This is a genomic window from Rhodococcus sp. DMU2021, assembly GCF_019641445.1.
In the GTDB taxonomy this organism is placed as follows: domain Bacteria; phylum Actinomycetota; class Actinomycetes; order Mycobacteriales; family Mycobacteriaceae; genus Rhodococcus; species Rhodococcus pyridinivorans.
On record NZ_JAIFKB010000005.1, the window covers coordinates 188,335 to 208,568 of the forward strand.

Annotated in this window: 23 protein-coding genes; 7 read left to right on the forward strand and 16 right to left on the reverse strand. The window is 69.5% G+C overall.

The features are described 5' to 3' along the window. Nucleotides 1-10: 10 nt before the first annotated feature. The 3 genes from K3M35_RS10970 to K3M35_RS10980 are packed head-to-tail and all read left to right on the forward strand — an operon-like array spanning nt 11 to nt 2,370. Nucleotides 11-310 (forward strand): DUF3349 domain-containing protein, encoded by a 300-nt coding sequence (locus tag K3M35_RS10970; RefSeq protein WP_006552314.1) that lies wholly within the window; start codon nt 11-13, stop codon nt 308-310. After that, a complete protein-coding gene (gene menE, locus K3M35_RS10975; protein WP_259443881.1) occupies nt 283-1,452 on the forward strand; it encodes an o-succinylbenzoate--CoA ligase in 1,170 nt (389 codons plus the stop codon). The genes K3M35_RS10970 and menE overlap by 28 nt, the downstream gene beginning before the upstream one ends. 48 nt (nt 1,453-1,500) lie before the next feature. After that, nucleotides 1,501-2,370: a 1,4-dihydroxy-2-naphthoate polyprenyltransferase gene (locus K3M35_RS10980; protein WP_220666408.1), complete on the forward strand. Its 870-nt coding sequence runs from the start codon at nt 1,501-1,503 to the stop codon at nt 2,368-2,370. Between the two features lie 42 nt (nt 2,371-2,412). Here the strand turns inward: K3M35_RS10980 and K3M35_RS10985 are convergent, their stop codons facing one another. Further along, complete coding sequence (locus K3M35_RS10985; protein ID WP_220666409.1) at nt 2,413-2,802, reverse strand: phage holin family protein; 390 nt, start codon at nt 2,800-2,802, stop codon at nt 2,413-2,415. Nucleotides 2,803-2,913: 111 nt separating this feature from the next. Here K3M35_RS10985 and K3M35_RS10990 point away from each other — a divergent pair, with 111 nt between their 5' ends. Then, the gene (locus K3M35_RS10990) at nt 2,914-3,900 is read left to right on the forward strand and encodes a hypothetical protein (protein ID WP_220666410.1); all 987 of its coding nucleotides are present in this window, start codon (nt 2,914-2,916) and stop codon (nt 3,898-3,900) included. Nucleotides 3,901-3,921: 21 nt separating this feature from the next. Here K3M35_RS10990 and K3M35_RS10995 read toward each other — a convergent pair whose 3' ends face one another. The 4 genes from K3M35_RS10995 to K3M35_RS11010 form a co-directional block, all read right to left on the reverse strand. Further along, nucleotides 3,922-4,485 (reverse strand): Clp protease N-terminal domain-containing protein, encoded by a 564-nt coding sequence (locus tag K3M35_RS10995; RefSeq protein WP_033096353.1) that lies wholly within the window; start codon nt 4,483-4,485, stop codon nt 3,922-3,924. Between the two features lie 5 nt (nt 4,486-4,490). Further along, on the reverse strand, nt 4,491-4,706 hold the full coding sequence (locus K3M35_RS11000) for an HTH domain-containing protein (protein ID WP_220666411.1): 216 nt from the start codon (nt 4,704-4,706) through the stop codon (nt 4,491-4,493). 77 nt (nt 4,707-4,783) lie between these two features. Next, nucleotides 4,784-5,881: a PLP-dependent cysteine synthase family protein gene (locus K3M35_RS11005; protein ID WP_220666412.1), complete on the reverse strand. Its 1,098-nt coding sequence runs from the start codon at nt 5,879-5,881 to the stop codon at nt 4,784-4,786. Further along, entirely contained in the window at nt 5,878-6,261 is a 384-nt protein-coding gene (locus tag K3M35_RS11010; RefSeq protein WP_064061974.1) for a DUF4229 domain-containing protein, read from the reverse strand. Before K3M35_RS11010 ends, K3M35_RS11005 begins: the two co-directional genes overlap by 4 nt. Nucleotides 6,262-6,469: 208 nt before the next feature. Between K3M35_RS11010 and K3M35_RS11015 the strand changes: the two genes are divergently transcribed. Together K3M35_RS11015 and K3M35_RS11020 are read left to right on the forward strand one after the other, a co-directional pair. Then, a complete protein-coding gene (locus K3M35_RS11015; protein WP_006552323.1) occupies nt 6,470-6,679 on the forward strand; it encodes a BldC family transcriptional regulator in 210 nt (69 codons plus the stop codon). A 190-nt stretch (nt 6,680-6,869) separates the two neighbouring features. Then, nucleotides 6,870-7,070: a hypothetical protein gene (locus K3M35_RS11020; protein WP_220666413.1), complete on the forward strand. Its 201-nt coding sequence runs from the start codon at nt 6,870-6,872 to the stop codon at nt 7,068-7,070. 26 nt (nt 7,071-7,096) lie between these two features. Here the strand turns inward: K3M35_RS11020 and K3M35_RS11025 are convergent, their stop codons facing one another. The 7 genes from K3M35_RS11025 to hemL form a co-directional block, all read right to left on the reverse strand. Next, nucleotides 7,097-8,062 carry a MinD/ParA family protein gene (locus K3M35_RS11025; RefSeq protein WP_064061975.1) on the reverse strand — a complete coding sequence of 322 codons (966 nt, stop codon included), beginning with the start codon at nt 8,060-8,062 and terminating at the stop codon, nt 7,097-7,099. Between the two features lie 51 nt (nt 8,063-8,113). Further along, nucleotides 8,114-9,097, reverse strand: a complete 984-nt coding sequence (gene ccsB / locus K3M35_RS11030; protein WP_006552326.1) for a c-type cytochrome biogenesis protein CcsB — start codon at nt 9,095-9,097, stop codon at nt 8,114-8,116. Continuing rightward, entirely contained in the window at nt 9,097-10,764 is a 1,668-nt protein-coding gene (locus tag K3M35_RS11035; RefSeq protein WP_220666414.1) for a cytochrome c biogenesis protein ResB, read from the reverse strand. The genes ccsB and K3M35_RS11035 overlap by 1 nt, the downstream gene beginning before the upstream one ends. After that, nucleotides 10,761-11,579: a cytochrome c biogenesis CcdA family protein gene (locus K3M35_RS11040; RefSeq protein ID WP_060650691.1), complete on the reverse strand. Its 819-nt coding sequence runs from the start codon at nt 11,577-11,579 to the stop codon at nt 10,761-10,763. The genes K3M35_RS11035 and K3M35_RS11040 overlap by 4 nt, the downstream gene beginning before the upstream one ends. A gap of 2 nt (nt 11,580-11,581) precedes the next feature. After that, complete coding sequence (locus tag K3M35_RS11045; RefSeq protein ID WP_006552330.1) at nt 11,582-12,187, reverse strand: TlpA disulfide reductase family protein; 606 nt, start codon at nt 12,185-12,187, stop codon at nt 11,582-11,584. Beyond that, entirely contained in the window at nt 12,184-12,834 is a 651-nt protein-coding gene (locus K3M35_RS11050; RefSeq protein WP_006552331.1) for a histidine phosphatase family protein, read from the reverse strand. Before K3M35_RS11050 ends, K3M35_RS11045 begins: the two co-directional genes overlap by 4 nt. 61 nt (nt 12,835-12,895) lie before the next feature. Continuing rightward, nucleotides 12,896-14,221: a glutamate-1-semialdehyde 2,1-aminomutase gene (gene hemL / locus K3M35_RS11055; protein WP_220666415.1), complete on the reverse strand. Its 1,326-nt coding sequence runs from the start codon at nt 14,219-14,221 to the stop codon at nt 12,896-12,898. Between the two features lie 126 nt (nt 14,222-14,347). On the opposite strand from hemL, the gene K3M35_RS11060 reads away from it, so the two are divergent. Further along, nucleotides 14,348-16,294, forward strand: coding sequence for an acyl-CoA dehydrogenase (locus K3M35_RS11060; protein WP_220666416.1), 1,947 nt, complete (start codon nt 14,348-14,350; stop codon nt 16,292-16,294). Here K3M35_RS11060 and K3M35_RS11065 read toward each other — a convergent pair. The 4 genes from K3M35_RS11065 to K3M35_RS11080 form a co-directional block, all read right to left on the reverse strand. Then, a complete protein-coding gene (locus tag K3M35_RS11065) occupies nt 16,276-16,764 on the reverse strand; it encodes a hypothetical protein (RefSeq protein ID WP_200358474.1) in 489 nt (162 codons plus the stop codon). The genes K3M35_RS11060 and K3M35_RS11065 overlap by 19 nt on opposite strands. A gap of 266 nt (nt 16,765-17,030) precedes the next feature. After that, a complete protein-coding gene (locus K3M35_RS11070) occupies nt 17,031-17,453 on the reverse strand; it encodes a hypothetical protein (protein WP_228044622.1) in 423 nt (140 codons plus the stop codon). A 107-nt stretch (nt 17,454-17,560) separates the two neighbouring features. Then, nucleotides 17,561-18,538 carry a porphobilinogen synthase gene (gene hemB / locus K3M35_RS11075; RefSeq protein ID WP_006552336.1) on the reverse strand — a complete coding sequence of 326 codons (978 nt, stop codon included), beginning with the start codon at nt 18,536-18,538 and terminating at the stop codon, nt 17,561-17,563. 86 nt (nt 18,539-18,624) lie between these two features. Continuing rightward, nucleotides 18,625-20,190, reverse strand: a complete 1,566-nt coding sequence (locus tag K3M35_RS11080; protein WP_220666417.1) for a bifunctional uroporphyrinogen-III C-methyltransferase/uroporphyrinogen-III synthase — start codon at nt 20,188-20,190, stop codon at nt 18,625-18,627. Nucleotides 20,191-20,234: the final 44 nt, after the last annotated feature.

Below are 20,234 nucleotides of genomic sequence, written 5' to 3' on the forward strand. Positions count from 1 at the left end.
GGAGTGACGGGTGGCTCTCCCGCCGTTTCTCGCTTCCATCGTCGAGTGGCTCCGCGCCGGTTACCCCGAAGGGGTACCGGAACAGGACTACGTACCCCTGTTCGCACTGCTCGCGCGGCGCCTGTCCGACGAGGAGGTCGCCCAGGTCGCCGACACCTTGGTCGAGGACGGTGACCTGTCGATCAACCGCATCGACATCGCGGTCCTGATCAGCAAGATCACCAACAACATGCCGTCGCCCGACGATGTGGACCGGGTCCGCCGCCAGCTCGAGGCAGGCGGATGGGACACGACACAATACGATCTGTGACCACACTCGAGCTCCTGCCCGTCCCTGCCGGGTCCGCCGTCCGCTCCGTGCTGCCCACCCTGCAGCGCATGCTCGACGGTGACGGACCGGCGCTGCTCCCCGTCCCCGCCGGGGACGAGCGGGAGACGCTCCGACTCACCGCAGCACTGAGCCCCGGTGAACCCGTCGCGGACGGTGTGGGACTGGTGGTCGCGACCTCCGGCACGACCGGGACCCCGAAGGGTGCCATGTTGTCCGCGCAGGCGCTGCGCGCGAGCGGCGACGCCACCCACGCCCGACTGGGCGGGACGGGCTCGTGGCTCCTGGCCCTGCCCGCCCATCACATCGCGGGCATGCAGGTGCTGCTGCGCAGCCTGCTCTCCGGAACCGAACCCGTCGTCGTCGACGTGTCCGCCGGTTTCGATCCTGCGGATCTGCCGGCGGCGGTGGACGCCGTGCCGGGCCCCCGCCGGTACAGCTCGATGGTTCCCACGCAGCTGATCAAGGCCCTCGACCATCCCGACGCCACCGCAGCGCTCGCCCGCCTCGACGCGATCCTGCTCGGTGGGGCCGCGACTCCCGTGCCAATCCTCGACCGCGCCCGCGCGGCCGGCATCACCGTCGTGCGCACTTACGGCATGAGCGAGACCTGCGGCGGCTGCGTCTACGACGGCGTGCCGCTCGACGGCGTGTACGTGCGCGTCGACGGGGACTCGCGGGTGTGGCTCGGCGGCGCCACGCTCGCCTCGGGCTACCGGAACCTGCCCGACCATCCTGCCTTCGCCGAACCCGGCTGGTTCCGCACCGACGACGCGGGCCTGTTCGACGACGGGGTCCTGCGCATCCTGGGACGGCTCGACGAGGCCATCTCGACCGGTGGGCTCACCGTGGTCCCCCAGGTGGTCGAGGCCGTGCTCGTCGAGCACCCGGCCGTTCGGGAGGTCGCGGTGGTGGGTCTGCCCGACGCCCGGCTCGGTCAGCGCGTCGCGGCGGTCGTCGTGCCCGTCCCCGGCGCGACGCCGACGCTCGCCGAACTCCGCGACCACGTCGAGGCCACGCTCGATCCCACTGCTGCGCCGCGTGAGCTGCAGGTCGTCGACACGCTGCCGCTGCGTGGACCGGGCAAGGTCGATCGCCGCGCCCTCGTCTCGCGCTTCTCCTGACGGGGTGCGCACGACGCGGCAGGCAGGCCCGGGTGCGAAGATCGATCCATGGCAACGGCTGGTCAATGGCTCGAAGGCGCTCGTCCGCGCACCCTCCCCAACGCGATCGCACCCGTCCTGGCGGGCACGGGCGCTGCGGCGTGGCTCGGTGAGGCCGTGTGGTGGAAGGCGCTGCTGGCACTGGTCGTCGCGCTCGGACTGATCATCGGCGTGAACTTCGCCAACGACTACTCCGACGGCATCCGCGGCACCGACGACGAGCGGGTCGGCCCGATGCGGCTCGTGGGTTCGGGGGCGGCGAGCCCCGGCGCCGTCAAGCGCGCGGCGTTCGTGTGCTTCGGCGTCGCGGCCGTCGCGGGACTCGCTCTCGCCGTCACGACCGCCTGGTGGCTCGTGCTCGTCGGCGCGGTCTGCATCGCCGGGGCCTGGTACTACACCGGCGGAAAGAACCCGTACGGCTACAGCGGCTTCGGTGAGATCGGCGTCTTCGTGTTCTTCGGGCTGGTCGCGGTGCTCGGCACCCAGTTCGTTCAGGCCGGTCGCGTCGACTGGGTGGGTCTGGCCTGCGCGGTCGCCGTCGGCTCGATCTCGACGGCCGTCCTGGTGACGAACAATCTCCGCGACATCGCCACCGACGCGGAGACCGGCAAGCGGACCCTGGCGGTCAAGCTGGGCGACCCGAGGACCCGCACGCTCCACCTGGTGCTGGTCGTCGTGCCGTTCGTGATGTCGCTCGTGCTGGTCGCGGCGACGCCGTGGGCGCTCGCCGGCTTCCTCGCCGCACCGTTCGCGGTCCGCGCGCACAAACCGGTGCGGGCCGGTGCCCTCGGTCTCGCGCTGATCCCGGCGCTCAGCGATTCGGGTGTCGCGATGCTCGTGTGGGCGGTAGCCACCGCGCCCGCGCTGGCCTTCGGCTGACCATGACGCGGGCGCGGCGGACCGGGTCGCGGGCGGACGGGATCAGTCGCGGTCCGGGACGACCAGGCCGAGGACGAAGTTGACGATCGCGATGATCACGCCGCCCCACAGCGCCGCCCAGAAACCGTCGATCGTGAGGCCGTATTCGGTGAATCCGCTCAGCCACGCGGTGAGCATGAGCATCAGCGCGTTGACGACGAGCAGGAAGAGCCCGAGGGTGAGGATCACCAGCGGCAGCGACAGCAGCTTCACCAGCGGCTTCACGAGTGCGTTGACGACGGTGAAAATGGCGGCCAGCACGACGAGCGAGATGACCTTGCGGGTCGTGTCGGAGGCGCCTGCGGGATCGGTGAAGTCGATCCCGTCGACCAGCTCGACCGCGAGCCACAGACCGACCGCGTTGATGATCAACCGCAGTATCAGAGAAATCATGGTGCCACTGTGGCACACCGAACTCGGTCTCGTAACGGGCAAATCGGGCCCATCCGGGATCGCCCCTCCCCCTCAGGGGCCTCTCAGCGACGGACGGTAGCGTCGGCCGGCGTGCGTTCACGTCTTCTCCCCCTGCTTCTCGCTGTAGCCGGTCTGCTCCTCGTGGGCACGGGTTCGGTCTTCGCCTGGCTCGACCGCCCCCAGACGACGGTCGCGACCGTCTCGGAAGAGCCGAGTCCCTCTGCGGACGGCGTCGACGAGGCGCGGAGCAATCTGCAGCGGGCCGGACTGCCGCTGTCGGTGCTCGACGGCGGGGTCGGTCAGCTGACGGAGGGCAGCACCCAGCTCGACGAGGGTGCCCACCAGCTCTCCGACGGTCTCCGGCAGGCCCGTGACGGCGGGGAGCAGCTCGCCGACGGTCTCGGACAACTCGACGGCGGTGTCGACATGCTCGGCGACGGTGCCCGCCAGGTGAGCGGTGGCGTCGACGAGGTGGTCGACCGGCTCTCCGGTTTCGGGGAGATGCAGGGCGACGTCACCGCGCAACTCGCAGCTGTCGCCGACACGCTCGGTGCGTCTGCAGATCCGGTCTCGCAGGGCGCGGCCGGCCGACTGCGCGGGCTCGTCGAGACCCTCGACACGCAGGGCCTCGGACCGGACACCCTCGCCCAGCTCGGGCAGTTGCGCGACGGCGCACGGCAGCTCGCCTACGAACTCACCGATCCGAACGCGCAGTTCGTTGCGGGCATGGCGCAGGCCGCCGACGGCTCGCGACAGCTCCGCGACGGCCTCGTTCTCCTCGACGACGGTGGCCGAGCCCTGACGGACGGCACCGGACAGCTGGTCGACGGTGTGGGGCCGGTGGCCGACGTCGTCGGTGGCATCGCCGACAACGTCCGGTCGGCCACCGAAGCGCTGCCGCGCACCGCGCCGGCCGCTACGGACACGCAGGCTGCGGAGGTCACGGCGACATCGGATCGTCAGTGGTGGCCGTTCGCGACGATCGCGGTCGGCACGCTGCTGCTCGTCGCGGCGACGGTCGTCCCGCTCGTCGCCGGGCGTCCGCTCGCCGTCGCCCCCGCGCAGCCGACCCGGTAACCACCCGAAGGCTCGACGACGTCAGGCAGCGGCGTCGAGGTGGCCGCTCAGGCGCTGACGGAGCTGCGCGCGCGGCACGTGCGCTTCCACGAGGGCGCCGGTCGCCGGATCGTCGCTGCGCAGCAGTCCGAGCAGGATGTGCTCGGGACGGATGACCCGTTCGCGGCGTGCGATGGCCTCCCGCAGCGCGAGTTCGAGCGACTTCTTCGCCGCCCGGTCGAACGGGATGTGACCGAGCCGGTTCGCGACGCCCCGCCGATCGGCGTTCTTCCCGTCGAGCACCCCCTTGCCGAAGGCCGCTTCGAGACGGCTCCGGACCTCGTCGAGATCGATCCCGATCGCTTCGAGCGCCGCGGCGTCCTCGTCACCGAGCGGGGCGTCGGCGGTGCGGGCGGCCCGGTCGGAGCGGAGCCCGTCGACCGTGAGACCTTCCTCCGCGAGCAGGACCCGCAGCGGTTCGTCCGCAGCGACAGCGGCCCCGATGAGCAGGTGCGACGCCTCGATCCGGGGATCGCACACCCGGATCGCCTCCTGTTGCGCTGCGACAACGGCGGATCTGGCACCGTCGGCGAATCGTTCGAACATGTCGATCACCTGCACTTCCGATTGTGCTTCTGATGGACCGCCTGGCGGCTGACACCGAGCTCGTCGGCGATGGCCTGCCAGGACCAACCTCGCTCACGGGCATTCGTGACCTGGACCTCCTCGAGCCGTTCCAGCAGCCGGCGCAGGGCACGCACGGCGCGCAGGCCCACTGCGGGATCGGAGCTCGCGGCGGCAGCGGCGAGGGTGGTGGCTTCACTCATGTTGTCAATATAGGTTGACACCGAGGGCACGTCAACGACGATTGACAGAAACGGAATCTGCGCAGGTGGTGAAGGCTCTACCGGCACCAGCCGCCGGTGGTCGCGAACTTCTCCAGCACCGCGAGCGGCCCTGCGAGGTCCATCCCCTCGGCAGCGACCCACTCGTCGGAGAAATAAGTGTCGGCGTAGCGCTCGCCGCCATCGCACAGCAACGTCACGACGCTGCCCTCACGGCCCTTCGCGAGCATCTCGGCGATCAGGCCGAAGGCTCCCCAGAGGTTCGTGCCGGTCGAGCCGCCCACCCGACGTCCGAGCACGGTGCTCGCGTGCCGCATGGCGGCGATGGACGCCGCGTCGGGCACCCGCACCATCCGGTCGACGACCTCGGGCACGAAGGACGGCTCGACGCGCGGACGTCCGATCCCCTCGATACGCGAGGGCATGCCCGTCGTGTAGTCGGCCGATCCCGTCTCGAACCCGCCGAAGAACGCCGAGTTCTCCGGGTCGACGACCGCCAGCCGTGTCCGGTGACGGCGGTAGCGGATGTAGCGGCCGAGGGTCGCGCTCGTGCCGCCGGTTCCGGCGCCGACGACGATCCACTCCGGCACGGGATGACGCTCGAGACGCATCTGCGAGTAGATACTCTCGGCGATGTTGTTGTTGCCCCGCCAGTCGGTGACCCGCTCGGCGTTCGTGAACTGGTCCATGAAGCAGCCCCCGAGCTCGTCGGCAAGCCGCTGAGCCTCGGTGTAGATCTCGGGCGGGCGGTCGATGTAGTGGCACCGGCCGCCCTGCGCCTCGATGAGCGCGACCTTCGCCGGTGAGGTGCGGCGCGGTACGACGGCGACGAAGTCGAGGCCGAGGAGTCGCGCGAAGTACGCCTCACTGACCGCGGTGGACCCGGACGACGCCTCGATGATCGGGGTCCCTTCACGGATCCAGCCGTTGCACAGGGCGTAGAGGAACAACGAGCGCGCGAGACGGTGCTTGAGGCTGCCCGTGATGTGCGTCGACTCGTCCTTCAAGTACAGGTCGATGCCCCAGTCCGCGGGGAGGGGGTAGCGGAGCAGGTGGGTGTCGGCGCTGCGCTGGGCGTCGGCCTCGATGAGCCGGACCGCGTTGTCGACCCAGTCCCGGGGTGCGCTGCGGTCGACGACCGCACCGGTCGCCGTCACCGCCCGTTCTCGCCGCGCATGCGCTTCTCGAGGTCCGCGCGTTCGGTGCGCCGACGCTCATCGACCGCGGCGATGCCCACGTTGACGCGACGCCGAAGCGACGCGAAGAGCACGAGCGAGACGGGCAGGGCGATGAGCACGGCGAACAGGGCCGCGACAAGGAGGGGGATTTCCACCCCGAATGCCCGAGGAACGTAGAGAATGAGCAGAGTGAGCACGACCACGAGGGCGAGTCGGGCCACCGAGTACAACGCGACGTCCCGGATCAGAGACCCGGCCCCCGCCTGACCGTCGGCGGCCGTGGCGCCCTCACCGTGAGGGTGTGGAGTGGGCTGGGAGGGGGTATCCGAGGGTTCGTTCCGGCGTTCGTCGTTCACCACTCCAGGTTAACCGGCCGCCCGGACGACGAGCTCCGCGTCGATTTCCGTAAGTCGGACATCCGTCCGTTTTGTCTATTACTTCCGCTTTACCAACCGTAGACCGTTCGAGCAACCAGGGGTATCGGTGCCACCATGGGCTTGGACATCCCGATCGAACAACTCGATCGCGTCGAACAACACGATCACGACAACCGGGAGGACATTCGCAATGAGCGCACCCACTTTCAACGGCGCGAAGGAATCCCTGCTGACCCCGGGCCAGGTGGCGGCACTGTTCCATGTGGATCCCAAGACCGTCACCCGGTGGGCCCACGCCGGCCGATTGGGCTCGCTGCGGACCCCCGGTGGCCATCGGCGCTTCCGTGAGTCCGAGGTCCTGGCGCTTCTCCGCTCCCTCACGACCGAAGCGACACGCTGATCCGAGACAGCAGAATCCGCACCTCCGGCGTACACCTGCCGGATCTCGGCCGACCACCCGCGGAACCCACGTGCCGGACCGGGTTCCTCCCACCTAGAATGTGGACGAACCGGTCTGCGGTCGCCGCGGCCCGGAGGTGCACGGCGAGGGTACGTCCTCGTCCGGCACCACCACGGTCAGGAGGTGCAACGTGCTCTATCTGTTGGCACTCATCGGTGCGGTGACACTCGCCGTCCTGCTGTGGAAGGCGTACGGTCCCACATCTCGTCCGCCGTCCCGCGTGATGGGGCCGGACGACGATCCCGACTTCCTGTGGAAGGTCGATCGCGAGGTGCACCGCCGCCGGACTGGCGACGGCACCGGCGAGTCCGATCAGGAGCGGGGCGACTGACCGTTCGCGTTACGCCGAGCGGTCTGTCACCGCGCGGCGAAACCGTCGGTGATATCCGCGGCGAGTCCGAGCAGGGCGCGCCGCGTACCCGACTGCAACCGGTCCAGGTCGATCTCCGCCCCTTCTTCGAGGTGGGGATCGAAGGGCAGGACGTGGACCGCGCGGCACCGCTGTTCGAAGTGTCGCACCACGAGGTCGAGGTCGACCTTGCCCGACCTCGGCCGCACCGCGTTGACGACGGCCAACGACCGCTCGACCAGTTCGCGATAGCCGTGCGCGTCGAGCCAGTCGAGCGTGGCCGATGCGCTGCGGGCGCCGTCCACCGAACCGGAACTGATGACGACCAGCGTGTCGGCGTTCTCGAGGATCGCGGTCATAGCGGAGTGCATGAGCCCGGTCCCGCAATCCGTGAGCACGATGCTGTAGAACCGCTCGAGAAGACCCAACGTCCGTTCGTAGTCGTCGGCGCTGAAGGCCTCCGAGACCGCCGGATCGGTGTCCGAGGCGAGCACCTCGAGACGATGCGTGTTCTGCGAGGTGTAGGCGCGCACGTCCGCATATGTCTCGAGCAGCGACTGATCGCGCAGCAGCGTGCGCACCGTGGCCGGCGTCTGTTCGGCCACCTTCTGACTCAACGTCCCGCGGTCCGGATTCGCATCGACCGCGACGATCCGATCGCCACGCAGCTCCGCGAAGGTCGAGCCGAGCGTGACCGTGGTGGTCGTCTTGCCCACCCCGCCCTTGAGACTCAGCAGGGCGATCCGATGGCAGCCGTGCAGCGGTGCACGCACCCGCTCGGCCGATTCCTCCTTGCGTTGCTGCCGGGAACTCTCCCCCACGTGCACACGACCACCGGTCGCCCGGTAGACGACCCGCCGCCAGCCCTTCCGCGGCGGCGCGGCGACCGGACGTACAAGTAGCGACGAGTCCAGCGCCGTCGCGTCCAATGCGTGTCCGTCGAGCCCCGACGACCCGTTACCGGCCCCATTCACCGCGTTCTCCCCCCGTCGACTGTCACGGACGACGGCGCGACGATAGCAGCCTCAGTTGAGCCCGGCGTACGAGTGCAGGCCCGACACGACCATGTTGATGATGAACAGGTTGAACAGCACCGTGACGAAGCCGACGATGTTGATCCACGCTGCGCGGGTGTTCCGCCAGCCGGAGGTCGCACGCGCGTGCAGATAGGCGGCGTAGATGACCCACGAGATGAACGAGACCGTCTCCTTCGGGTCCCAGCCCCAGAAGCGTCCCCACGCCGCCTCGGCCCAGATTGCCCCGAGGATGATGCCGGCGCCGAACAGCGGGAAGCCGATGATCGTGGTGCGGTAGGCGAGCCGGTCGAGGGTCTGCGCGTCGGGCAGCCGCTCGGCGATCGCCGCGAACACACCGCTGCGCTCCTCGCCCTTCGGGAAGCGGATGCGCAGCAGGAACAGCACGCTCGCGACACCCGAGACGAGGAAGATGCCGCTGCCGACGCTGATGATCGTCACGTGGATCGGCAGCCAGAACGATCGGAGGGCCGGCACCACGGGAGCGGCGTCGGCATACAACACCGTCGCCGCGAGGAACATGAGGATCAATACGGGGACCACCAGGTACACCCACATGATCCGGTAGGCCGGCTTGCGCAGGACGATCAGCCCGAAGATCACCGCGGCGGTGCACGCCATCGAGACGAACTCGTACATGTTGCCGAGCGGGAACCGCTCGGTGGCCAGCCCACGCAGGACGATCGAGGCGAGCTGCAGGCCCGCGACCACGACGACGAGCGCGCGTCCCATGTTGCCGAGACGCTGCGACACGGTGCGCTTCGGCGTCTGGTCGATCCGTCCCGGCCCGGTCGCGCGCTCGGCGGGGGCCTGCTGCCTTCCGGCGGCCACGAGTTCGCGTTCCCGTTCCGCCACGACGTCGGCCCGGTGGGTCGCGTACTCGGCGATGAGCAGCAGCAGAGCCAGCACGAGCACCGCGAACGCCGATTCGAAGGCCCAGTCGCTGTACTGCGCGAGGGTGTCGTTCTCTGTCATCAGTTCTTCTTCTCCTGTGCCGCCGGGGCGGAGGGTGCATCGTCGCCGAGAAGGCGCTCGACCAGTCGGTCGAACTCGTCTCCCCATCCGGCCTGATCGGTTCGTGCGAGACCGCCGAGCTCTACTACGGTCCGTCGTTCGCCGTCGCTCACTGTACCGTCCGGGTACGCGCGTGCCCACACTCTGCGTCGTTTGACCAGCAGCGACACGAGCAGTCCGCCCATCATGAAGATCGCCGCGACCAGCACCCACTGCTGAGCCGGGTCGTGAGAGACCTGCAGGTTGACGAAGTCGGTGGCCTTGTCGAATCGCACCTCGGTGCCGTCGGCGAGCGTCACGCTCTCCCCCGGACGCAGGTTGACACGATCCTGCTTCACGAGGCGCCCCTGATTGATCAGTTCCTTGTTGAGCGAGAACAGCGACTGCGGGTTGCCGGTGTCGAGACCGGAGTCGCCCTTGTAGATGTCGATGGCGACAGCCGGGTCCGTCAGGGCGGGGAAGATCGATGTGAGCAGCGTGCCGTGGAAGGACGCCGTCGGCGCGAACAGTCCCTCGATCGCGATCTGGTTCTTCCGGCGCTCGTCGGCGTCGGGGTACATGCCACCGGGCGGGTCGAAGCGCATGGCGCCGCTGCTGAGGAAGGTCGTCGCGTCGTCGGGCGCCCACTGCATCGTTTCGGTGCGGGTCTCGCCGTTCGGCCAGGTGATCGTGAAGGTCGGGGCGTAACCGTGACCCTGTAGGTACACGCGGTCGCTGCCGACCCGCAGCGGATGGTTGACCTTCAACTGCGCGTCGCGCCAGGTGTTCGTGACGAGGTCGTCGCCGTACTGGTACTCGATGTCGGAGGTGAACATCTCGGCCTGGCCGTTGTCGAGATAGTCGGCGACGAAGGTGTTCACCCGCACGCACATGGGGTTCAGACCGGTGCCGTCGAGCGTGCTGCCGGCGCGGAACGAGTCGAAGGAGGCGGGCGAGGTGGTGCAGAACTCCTCACCGTTCGCGACCAGGATGCGCTGCCCCTCGTAACCGAAGAGCTTGCCGGCGGCGACGGCGACGAGCAGCCCGACGAGGGAGATGTGGAAGACCAGGTTGCCGGCCTCGCGCAGATAACCCTTCTCGGCGGACAGGGTCACCTCGCCGTCACGCCCGCGGGCACCGCCCTCGCGGCGCACGACCTTCCAACCGCGCAGCTCCTTCTGGATCCGGTCGAGGGCGTCGGCGGGGGCCTCGGCCACCATCGTCTGTGTGTGGTGCGGCAGGCGCTGCAGGTTGCGCGGCGCGGCGACCGGCGGGGTGCGCAGGGCGTGGAAGTGCTCGACGCAGCGCGGCAGGATGCAGCCGACCAGAGAGACGAACAGCAGCACGTAGACGGCGGTGAACCAGAAGCTTCCGAAGACGTCGAACAGCTCGAAGCGGTCCATGATCGGTCCGAGCGTCGGCCGGGCCGCGATGTACTCGTCGACCTTCTGGGTGTTGAGGCTGCGCTGCGGCAGGAGTGCGCCCGGGATCGCGGCGAGCGCGAGCAGGAACAGCAGGACCAGCGCGGTCCGCATCGACGTCAGGCCGCGCCAGGTGTTCCGCACGAAGGCCGTGGCACGTCCGAACGCGGCCTGTCGCGGCGGAGGCGACGGCTGCGGTGCGGGGGTCGGGGTGTGTGTCGCGGTCATACGGGCAGAGTCACTTCCGAGATGAACGAGTCACGGACCCAGGACACGAACAGGTCCCACGCACCGGTGACGAGAGCGATGCCGACGGCCATGAGCATCAGGCCACCGACGATTTGCACGGTCCGCGCGTGGGTGCGCAGCCAGCCCACCCCGCGCAGCGCCCGCGCCGAACCGAGCGCGAGCACGACGAACGGCAACCCGAGGCCGAGGCAGTAGGCGACGATCAGCGTCACCCCGCGTGCCGCGGTGGTGCCCTCGGTGCCCGCCGCGAGCGAGATGACGCCGGCGAGGGTGGGACCGAGGCACGGGGTCCACCCGAGCGCGAACACCGCGCCGAGCAGCGGGGCTCCCGCAAGGTTCGAGATGCGCCGGGGCGCCGGACGCGTGTCGCGCTGCAAGGCCGGGATGAGACCGATGAAGACCAGACCCATCACGATGGTGACGACCCCACCGATCCGCATGAGCAGTTCGCGGTTGACGGCGAGCGCGGAGATCGCCCCGAACACCGAGGCCGTCGCGAGGACGAACACCACGGTGAATCCGAGGACGAACAGCCCGGCGGCACCGGCCACCCGGAGGCGGCCGTCGCTGCGGACGGTCGTGGTGCGGGCACCGGCCTGCTCGGCGGTGACGGCGGGGGCTTCGGCTCCCACCACTCCGGCGAGGTAGGACAGATAGCCGGGAACGAGCGGTACGACGCACGGCGATGCGAAGGAGACGAGACCGGCGAGCAGGCACGCGCCCATCGCCAGCAGCAGCGGACCCGACAGGGCCGCGTTCTGGAAGGTCTCCCCGACACCCGACGCAAGGATCACTGTTACTGCTCCGAATCCGGTTCCGCCGCGACCCGTTCGACGACCGGTTGCAGGTCCTCGGCGAGCAGTTCGGTCAGGTAGACCGCAGCCACGCGGTGCTCACGGTCGAGGACGACCGTCGTCGGCACGACCGAGGTCGGGTAGTTGCGGCCGAGGGCGAGCAGCGACCGCATCGGCGGGTCGTAGATCGACGGGTAGCCGATCCGCTGGTCGGTGACGAAGTCCTGGGCCTTGTCGCGCTGATTGTCGCGGACGTTGATGCCGAGGAACTGCACCCCGAGATCTTTGGTGGCCTCGTAGACCTCCTCGAGATCGTCGGCTTCGCTGCGGCACGGCGCGCACCACTGGCCCCACACGTTGAGCACGACGACCTGGCCCTCGTAGTCGTCGAGGGAGATGGTCTCGCCCTCGTTCATGAGGTCCTCGCCGGTGAGCTCACCGAGGGTGCCCCGGTCGGCCGGGGGGTCGTAGAAGATGCGGGTCTGCCCGCCGGGCGAGACGAAGTCGAACGTTCCCCCGGTGGCGACGGCGTCGTCCCCGGTGGCGCAGGAGGTGAGAAGGACGGCACCGCAGATCGCGGCGACCGTCGCCCGGAACACCTTTCTCATGCGCCGTGGACGTTCGGGTCGGAGGCGCCGGCCGGCTCGGAGTAGACCAGGTCGACGAGGGTGTCACCCTCGTAGACCAGGGAGGTCAGCGAGGCAAGGCTGCACTGGCGGCGACGCGGGTCGTGCCACAGTCGCTCGCCCTCGAGGAAGCGGCGCAGCGTCCACACCGGGAGTTGGTGGCTCACGCACACCGCTTCCCGCCCCACCGCGGCCACGCGGGCCGCGTGGACGGCGGCGAGCATGCGGTGGGCGATCTGCAGGTAGGGCTCGCCCCAGGAAGGGGTGAACGGATCGCGCAGCTTCCACCAGTGGCGCGGGCGGCTGAGCGCACCGTCGCCGACCGAGACCTTCAAGCCCTCGAAGTCGTTGGCCGCCTCGATGAGGTTCTCGTCGGTGCGGATCTGCAGTCCGTGCTTCTCCGCGATCGGGGCGGCGGTCTGCTGGGCCCGTTCGAGCGGGGACGCGACCACGTGTGCGATGTCGTGGTCGGCGAGCGACGCCGCGACCGCACGTGCCTGGGCCTCACCGGTCACCGACAGCTTGAAGCCGGACAGGCGGCCGTAGAGGATTCCGGAGGGGTTGTGGACCTCTCCGTGGCGGAGCACGTGCACGATCGTGCGGGTCTCGGACGGGGCGGCGTCGGTCACGTCGATGTTCCTCGAGGGGTGTGGGAGGGGCGGATCGGGCTGGGCAGGCAGGAGAGCGGTGCTACGGCGCGGTCGCCGCGGCGGCCGCGCGCGCGGCGTGCGGCAGCGCGTCGGCGACCCGCGAGAACGCGTCGTCGTCGAGCGCGGACGAGACGAACCACGTCTCGAAGGCACTCGGGGGTGCATAGACGCCGCGCTCGAGCAGCGCGTGGAAGAAGGCCGGGAAGCGCCAGGTCTGCGCGGCCTTGGCCTGCTCGTAGTTCGTCACCGGCTCATCGGTGAAGAAGACGCTCAGCAGCGTGCCGGCATTCTGGACGCGGTGCGGCACCCCTTCGGCGGCGAGTGCCTCCCCCAGCAGACGCCCGAGGGTCTCGGAGTTGCGGTCCAGGGTGGCGTAGACCTCGGCGTCGGCGGCACGCAGGCTCGCGAGGCCGGCGGCCACGGCGACGGGATTACCGGACAGGGTGCCGGCCTGGTAGACCGGTCCGCTCGGGGCGAGATGGGCCATGACGTCGGCGCGGCCACCGAAGGCCGCGGCGGGCAGACCTCCGCTCATGACCTTGCCGAAGGTCATCAGGTCGCCGGAGACACCGTCGATGCCGTGCCAGCCGGTCGTGCTGGCGCGGAAGCCGGTCATCACCTCGTCCATGATCAGCAGCGCGCCGTGCTCACGGGTGAGCTCGCGCAGGCCCTCGTTGAAGCCGGACACCGGCGGGACGGTGCCCATGTTGCCGGCGGCGGCCTCGGTGATGACCGCGGCGATCTCACCGGGGTTCGCCTCGAAGGCGGCGCGCACGGCGGCGAGGTCGTTGTAGGGGACGACGATGGTGTCGCCCGCCTGGGCGCCCGTGACGCCGGGCGAGGTGGGCAGACCGAAGGTGGCGAGGCCGGAACCGGCGTCGGCGAGCAGCGCGTCGACGTGACCGTGATAACAACCCGCGAACTTCACGATCTTCGACCGTCCGGTGAATCCGCGCGCGAGACGGACGGCGCTCATCGTCGCCTCGGTGCCGGAGTTGACGAGCCGGACCTGCTCGACGGGTGCGATGCGGGCGACGATCTCCTCGGCGAGTTCGACCTCACCCTCGGTGGGGGCACCGAACGACAGACCCGCCGGCGCGGTGGATCGGACGGCCTCTACGACCGCCGGATGCGCGTGCCCGAGAATCATCGGGCCCCAAGAACACACCAGGTCGACGTAGGTTTTTCCGTCGACGTCGGTGAGCAGCGGACCCGATCCCGATGCGAAGAAAGGAGGATTGCCGCCGACCGATCCGAACGCGCGGACCGGAGAGTTGACGCCCCCCGGTGTCACCTTCGATGCCCGGTGGAAGAGTGCGGCGGATCGAGTGTCGTGGGTGGACGAAGCATCGGGGGTCGCAGTCACGACTTCCAGTGTCCGTAGTTTCGCGGGATTTGCCAAAAACAGTGGTCCTCAAACCTCATGTGTTTTTTCTCCCTTACCAGGAAAAAGGGACACCGTGAGTGACTTGTCGCACCTATCGTCTGAGGCATGCCGACGACAGCCGAACACCTGCGCATCGCACTCGACGGTGCGTGGCACGAAGCACGCGAACGCGCACGCAAGGATCTCGCGCACGAGAAGTTCGCACCGCACTACACCCCCGAGACCGACAAGGCGCGCGCCATCACGCTCGAGCAGATGCGCATCCTCGCCGAACACGGCTATGCCGCGGCGGGCTTCTCCGTCGAGTCCGGCGGCACGGGCGACGCGGGCGGCGCGGTCGCATCCATCGAGATGCTCGCGATGTCCGACCTGTCGCTGATGGTCAAGGCGGGCGTGCAGTGGGGCCTGTTCGGCGGTGCCATCGAGAACCTCGGCACCGAGCGGCACCACGAGAAGTACGTCAAGCAGCTCATCGACCTCGACGTGCTCGGCTGCTTCGCGATGACCGAGACGGGCCACGGCAGCGACGTGCAGTCGCTCGAGACCACGGCGACCTATGATCCGGACACCCAGGAGTTCGTGATCCACTCCCCCACCCCGTCGTCCCGCAAGGACTACATCGGTGGCGCGGCGCAACACGCCCGGTTCGCGGCCGTCTTCGCGCAGCTCGTCACGCAGGGTGAGACGCACGGTGTGCACTGTTTCGTCGTCCCGATCCGCGACGAGGACGGCAACGACCTGCCGGGTGTGACGACCTCCGACTGCGGTTACAAGGGCGGCCTGCCGGGTGTCGACAACGGCCGCATCGTCTTCGACCAGGTGCGCATCCCCCGGGAGAACCTGCTCAACAAGTACGCGGACGTCGAACCGGACGGCACCTACGCCTCGGACATCGACAACCCGAGCCGACGGTTCTTCACGATGCTCGGCACGCTGGTCCGCGGGCGCATCACCGTCGGCGGCTCGGCGGGTGCGGCGGCGCGGGTCGCGCTGAGCATCGCCACCCGCTACGCCGAGAAGCGTCGCCAGTTCGACGCCCCCGGGCGCGACGGCGAGGTGCCGATCATGGACTATCTCGTCCACCAGCGGCGCCTGCTCCCACTGATCGCCCGCTCGTACGCGCTCGGCTTCGCCCAGAACGAGCTGCTCACGACGATGCACCGGCTGCAGTCGACGTCGTTGCAGGAACTCGACGCGCAGGAACAGCGCGAGCTCGAGGGTCGCGCGGCCGGCCTCAAGGCCGCCAACACCTGGCACGCGTCGCGGGCGATACAGGAGTGCCGCGAGGCGTGCGGTGGTGCCGGCTACATGGCCGAGAACCGGCTGACGGCGCTGCGCGCGGACGTGGACGTGTTCACGACCTTCGAGGGCGACAACCACGTCCTGACCCAGCTGGTCGCGAAGGAACTGCTCACGGCCTACGCCGACGAGGTGCAGGGCATGAGCCCGGTGGAGTGGATGCGCTTCGCCGCGACCACCATCTCCGACATCGTCAAGAAGCGCACCGCGGCGCAGCAGATCATCCAGACGATCGTCGACACCCGCCAGGACAACGAGGCGGACGGCAGCCTCTTCGACCGCGGCACCCAGGTGACGATGTTCGAGGACCGTGAGCAGTACCTGCTGTCCACTGCGGCCCGGCGCCTGCAGGCCGCGATGAAGCGTGAGGACAACCCGTTCGACGCCTTCAACTTCGTGCAGGACCACGTTCTGCACGCCGCCCGCGCGCACATCGACCGAGTCGTGCTCGAGGCGTTCGTCGCCGCGATCGAGGACTGCAAGGACGAGACCGCCCGCGACCTGCTGTCGGAGCTGTGCGATCTCTACGCGCTGACGATCATCGACGAGGACAAGGCGTGGTTCATGGAGCACCGCCTGCTGTCGGTCGAACGCGCCAAGGCCGTCACACGCGGGATCAACGAGCGGTGCCGCAGCCTGCGTCCGCACGCGTTGACGCTCGTGGACGGGCTGGGTGTGCCCGACTACCTGCTCGGCTCGGCCATGCTCGACCGTGAGGGAGCGGTCGTCCCACCTCAGGACGTCGCAGTCTGACCGGGTTCGCCGACGAGCTCGCCGAGCCGTGCTCGCAGCTCGTCGGCGTTCTTCGCCCACGCCCGCACGAACGTTCCTCCGATGAGCCGCAGTCCGACAGGCTTGCGGCCGCGCGGCACATCCGCCAGTTCGCCGAGGCTCCGGGCGGTCTCCCAGCGTTCCGGATCGCGCCGGTCGTCCGGTGGCGGCGGCAGCACCGCCTCGATCTCGGCGACCGGCAGTTCCTCGGTGCCCTGCCGCAGGACCGTGGAGGTGAGCTCGACGCTGACGTGCCGACGAGCAGCCACGACCATCACGTAGGAAAAGCCGGCGAGCACGATCGCGATGATCGGCAGCGCGACCCAGTGCACGACGGGGCCGGTGAACAGTTCGACGACGAGGGCCACGACGCAGACCAGCGGGCCGATGGCGACCGTGCGCCAGCGCGCTCCGGGTTCGTGGAACAGCGGCCCGGCCGGGTCGGTGCCCATCGGATCAGGGGTTGCCGGATCAGGGGTTGCCGGATCTGGGGCCGTCGGGTCGGTCAAGCGGCGAACGCGCCGGGGATCACCAGCAGCACGGCGGTCACCAGTCCGAGGAGGGCGATGAGAGCGATCAACACCAATTCGCGACGGCGCCCATAGGGCCGCGGTTCCACCTGCATGACGTCCTTTTCGCTCGACGGAAAGGGCCGTGCGGCCCACATGGTGAGCCCACCGTACTCTTCGGTCGCGCCGGACGAAACCGAGTGGTACGTCTATTCTTCCGGCAGTCGCAGGAAGAAGCGGTTGGCATCCCGCCGGTGCATCAGCACGATCGCTCCGACGGTCGCGACGGCTTGCAGAATGCCCACCACACCGAGTATCCAGCCCGCGCCGCCCTCCCCGACGCCCACACCGAAGACGGTGGGCAGGGTCGACAGCGACATGAACACCCCGAGCAGGGTCAGCAGCATCCGGGCCCAGTTCTTGGCCTTCAACAGCTGCCTGACTACCAGATAGAGCAGTCCGACGATCACCAGGCCGATGCCGGCGGTCAGCGCGACCAGCAGCGGGACCGCCGACTCGAGCTGCTCCGTGGTGACGCCCTCGATGGCCTGCTCGGCGGCCATCGTGGTCATGAGGTCGAGCAGTTCCTCGCGTCGACTCAGCAGATCGGCGAGACTTGCCGCCAAACTCACGACGGCGAGAGCGAGTACCCCGCACCACAATTGGTGGGCCGTCGTGACGTCTCCGGGAACGGGACGATTCGCCGCGGGGCCGGGCCCGACAGGAGGTGCGGGGAAGCTCATGACAGACGACCCGCGACCTCGGCGGCCCAGTAGGTGAGGACGACGTCCGCACCGGCCCGCCGGATGCCGACCAGCGATTCGAGGATCGCCGCATCGCGATCGATCCAGCCCTTCTGCGCGGCCGCGGTGATCATCGAGTACTCCCCCGAGATCTGGTAGGCGGCCACCGGGACGGGCGAGCGGTCGGCCACCTCGCGCAGCACGTCGAGGTACGACATCGCCGGCTTGACCATCACCATGTCGGCGCCCTCGGCGAGGTCGAGGTCCACCTCGTGCAGCGACTCGCGACGGTTCGCCGGATCCTGCTGGTAGGTGCGGCGATCTCCCTCGAGGGACGAGCCGACGGCGTCGCGGAAGGGACCGTAGAACGCCGAGGCGTATTTCGCGGAGTAGGCGAGCTGACCGACCTCGGTGTGCCCGGCCTCGTCCAGCGCGGACCGGATGAAACCGATCTGGCCGTCCATCATGCCGCTCGGGCCGAGCAGGTGCGCCCCGGCCTCGGCCTGCGCGACGGCCATCTCGGCGTAACGCTCGAGGGTCGCGTCGTTGTCGACGACGCCGGTGTCGGTGAGCACACCGCAGTGGCCGTGATCGGTGAACTCGTCGAGGCAGGTGTCGGCCATGATCACCGTGGAGTCGCCGAGTTCGCTGCGCAGCGACCGCAGCGCGCGGTTGAGCACACCGCCGGGATCGCTCGCCGCGGAACCACGGGCGTCCTTGTCCTCGGGGCTGGGCACACCGAAGAGCATCAGGCCGCCGACACCAGCGGACACGGCCGCGGCCGCGGCCTTGCGCAGCGAATCGGCGGTGTGCTGGTACACCCCGGGCATCGACGCGATCTCGCGCGGCTCGTCGAGGCCGTCGGCCACGAACATCGGGAGCACGAGGTGGCGGGGTTCGAGGGAGGTTTCTGCCACGAGCCGTCGGATGGCGGGTGTGCTGCGCAGCCGGCGGGGACGGATGTCGGGAAACATGGGGAGAACACCTTCCATACGGGTCGTGCGCGGCCCCGGTAGTGGCGACTACCGGGACCGCGCACGGATCATCGGATCACCAGAGATCAGCGGCGGGCGCGGGACTTCTTCCGCGGCGGAGGCAGTGCGCCTTCCGCCCGGAGCCGGGCCGCGTGCTCGGCGAGCGCGTCGACCAGGGGCCCGATCTGCGCGGTCTCGGGCTGCACGTCCACCCGCAGGCCGAACTCGATCGCCGTCTCGGCCGTCTTCGGGCCGATACACGCGACGATCGTGCGGGCGTGCGGCTTGCCGGCGATACCCACGAGATTGCGGACCGTCGACGACGAGGTGAAGCACACCGCGTCGAAACCACCGGTCTTGATCATCTCGCGGGTCGCGGCCGGCGGCGGAGCGGCACGCACGGTGCGGTAGGCGGTGACGTCGTCGATCTCCCAGCCGCGCTCGCGCAGACCCTCGGCGAGGGTCTCGGTGGCGATGTCGGCGCGCGGCAGCAGCACCCGGTTGACCGGATCGAAGACGTCGTCGTACGGGGCGAACTCGGCGAGCAGGCCGAGGCTGGACTGTTCGCCGCTGGGCACGAGATCGGGGATGATGCCGACCGAGCGCACCTTCGCAGCGGTGGCCTCACCGACGCACGCGATCTTGACGCCGGAGAACGCGCGCGCGTCGAGACCGAACGCCTCGAACTTCTCCCACACCGCACGCACCGCGTTGGTGGAAGTGAACACCACCCACTGGTAGCGACCGTCGACCAGGCCCTTGACCGCGCGTTCCATCTGCGCGGGACTGCGCGGCGGCTCGACCGCGATGGTCGGCACCTCCATCGGGATCGCGCCGTGCGTGACGAGCCGCTCGCTCATCTCGCCGGCCTGATCCTTGGTGCGGGGCACGAGCACGGTCCAGCCGTACAGGGCGCGCGACTCCCACCACGACATCTTGTTGCGGTGCGAGACGACCTTGCCGACGGTGACGACGAGCGGTCCGACGAGCTCGGAACCCGCGTCGTTCAGAGTCGCGAGGGTGGCCTCGACGGTGCGCTGCTGACGGGTGGTGCCGCGCACGGTGATCGCGGCGGGGGTCTGCGGCGCCAGGCCGTGTTCGACCAGCGCGCTGGCGGTCTCGGCGAGGTGGCCGGAGGTCGCATGGAGGACGAGGGGGCCGGGGGCGGCGGCGAGCGCGGCCCAGTCGACCTCTCCGCGCACGTCGACCTCGGTGTGGCACGAGCCGAGCGCCATACCGGCGTAGCTCGGCACGGACGATCCGGCGGGCAGGCCCGGCAGGACCTCGAAGACCACCTGGGTGCGGGCGACCGCGTTGACCTCGGCGATCACCGAGTCGGTGGTGAGCGGGTCGCCCGCGACGAGGCGCACCACGTCGCGACCGGCCTTCGCCTCGGCGACGAGCGTCTTGGCGACCTCGGCGGGCTCGCCGAGCGCGGGACGGACCTCGGCGACGGGCTCACCGGTCTCCGGGTCGGTGCCGTGGTCGACACCGACGAGGGCCACGACACCCTTGTCTACATCGGGGTCGGTGAAGGCGATCGTGGCGCCCGCCAGCACGTCACGCGCGCGCACGGTGAGCAGCGCAGGATCGCCCGGGCCCGATCCCACGAACAGGATGCGCCCGGGGTTGTGCTTACGGACTCGGCTCATCGGTCATTCTCCAGTGCGGTCAAATCAGCGGTAAGGGCAAATCG

Bases quoted from the DNA above. Each gene is read 5' to 3' on its own strand.
- K3M35_RS10980 (WP_220666408.1), top strand. From the start codon at position 1,501: ATGGCAACGGCTGGTCAATGGCTCGAAGGCGCTCGTCCGCGCACCCTC.
- K3M35_RS11035 (WP_220666414.1), bottom strand. From the start codon at position 10,764: ATGACCGCGACACACACCCCGACCCCCGCACCGCAGCCGTCGCCTCCG.
- K3M35_RS10995 (WP_033096353.1), bottom strand. From the start codon at position 4,485: ATGTTCGAACGATTCGCCGACGGTGCCAGATCCGCCGTTGTCGCAGCG.
- hemB (WP_006552336.1), bottom strand. From the start codon at position 18,538: ATGTTTCCCGACATCCGTCCCCGCCGGCTGCGCAGCACACCCGCCATC.
- menE (WP_259443881.1), top strand. From the start codon at position 283: ATGGGACACGACACAATACGATCTGTGACCACACTCGAGCTCCTGCCC.
- K3M35_RS11000 (WP_220666411.1), bottom strand. From the start codon at position 4,706: ATGAGTGAAGCCACCACCCTCGCCGCTGCCGCCGCGAGCTCCGATCCC.
- K3M35_RS11060 (WP_220666416.1), top strand. From the start codon at position 14,348: ATGCCGACGACAGCCGAACACCTGCGCATCGCACTCGACGGTGCGTGG.
- K3M35_RS11045 (WP_006552330.1), bottom strand. From the start codon at position 12,187: ATGAGAAAGGTGTTCCGGGCGACGGTCGCCGCGATCTGCGGTGCCGTC.
- K3M35_RS11065 (WP_200358474.1), bottom strand. From the start codon at position 16,764: ATGGGCACCGACCCGGCCGGGCCGCTGTTCCACGAACCCGGAGCGCGC.
- K3M35_RS10985 (WP_220666409.1), bottom strand. From the start codon at position 2,802: ATGATTTCTCTGATACTGCGGTTGATCATCAACGCGGTCGGTCTGTGG.
- K3M35_RS11080 (WP_220666417.1), bottom strand. From the start codon at position 20,190: ATGAGCCGAGTCCGTAAGCACAACCCCGGGCGCATCCTGTTCGTGGGA.
- ccsB (WP_006552326.1), bottom strand. From the start codon at position 9,097: ATGACAGAGAACGACACCCTCGCGCAGTACAGCGACTGGGCCTTCGAA.
- K3M35_RS11015 (WP_006552323.1), top strand. From the start codon at position 6,470: ATGAGCGCACCCACTTTCAACGGCGCGAAGGAATCCCTGCTGACCCCG.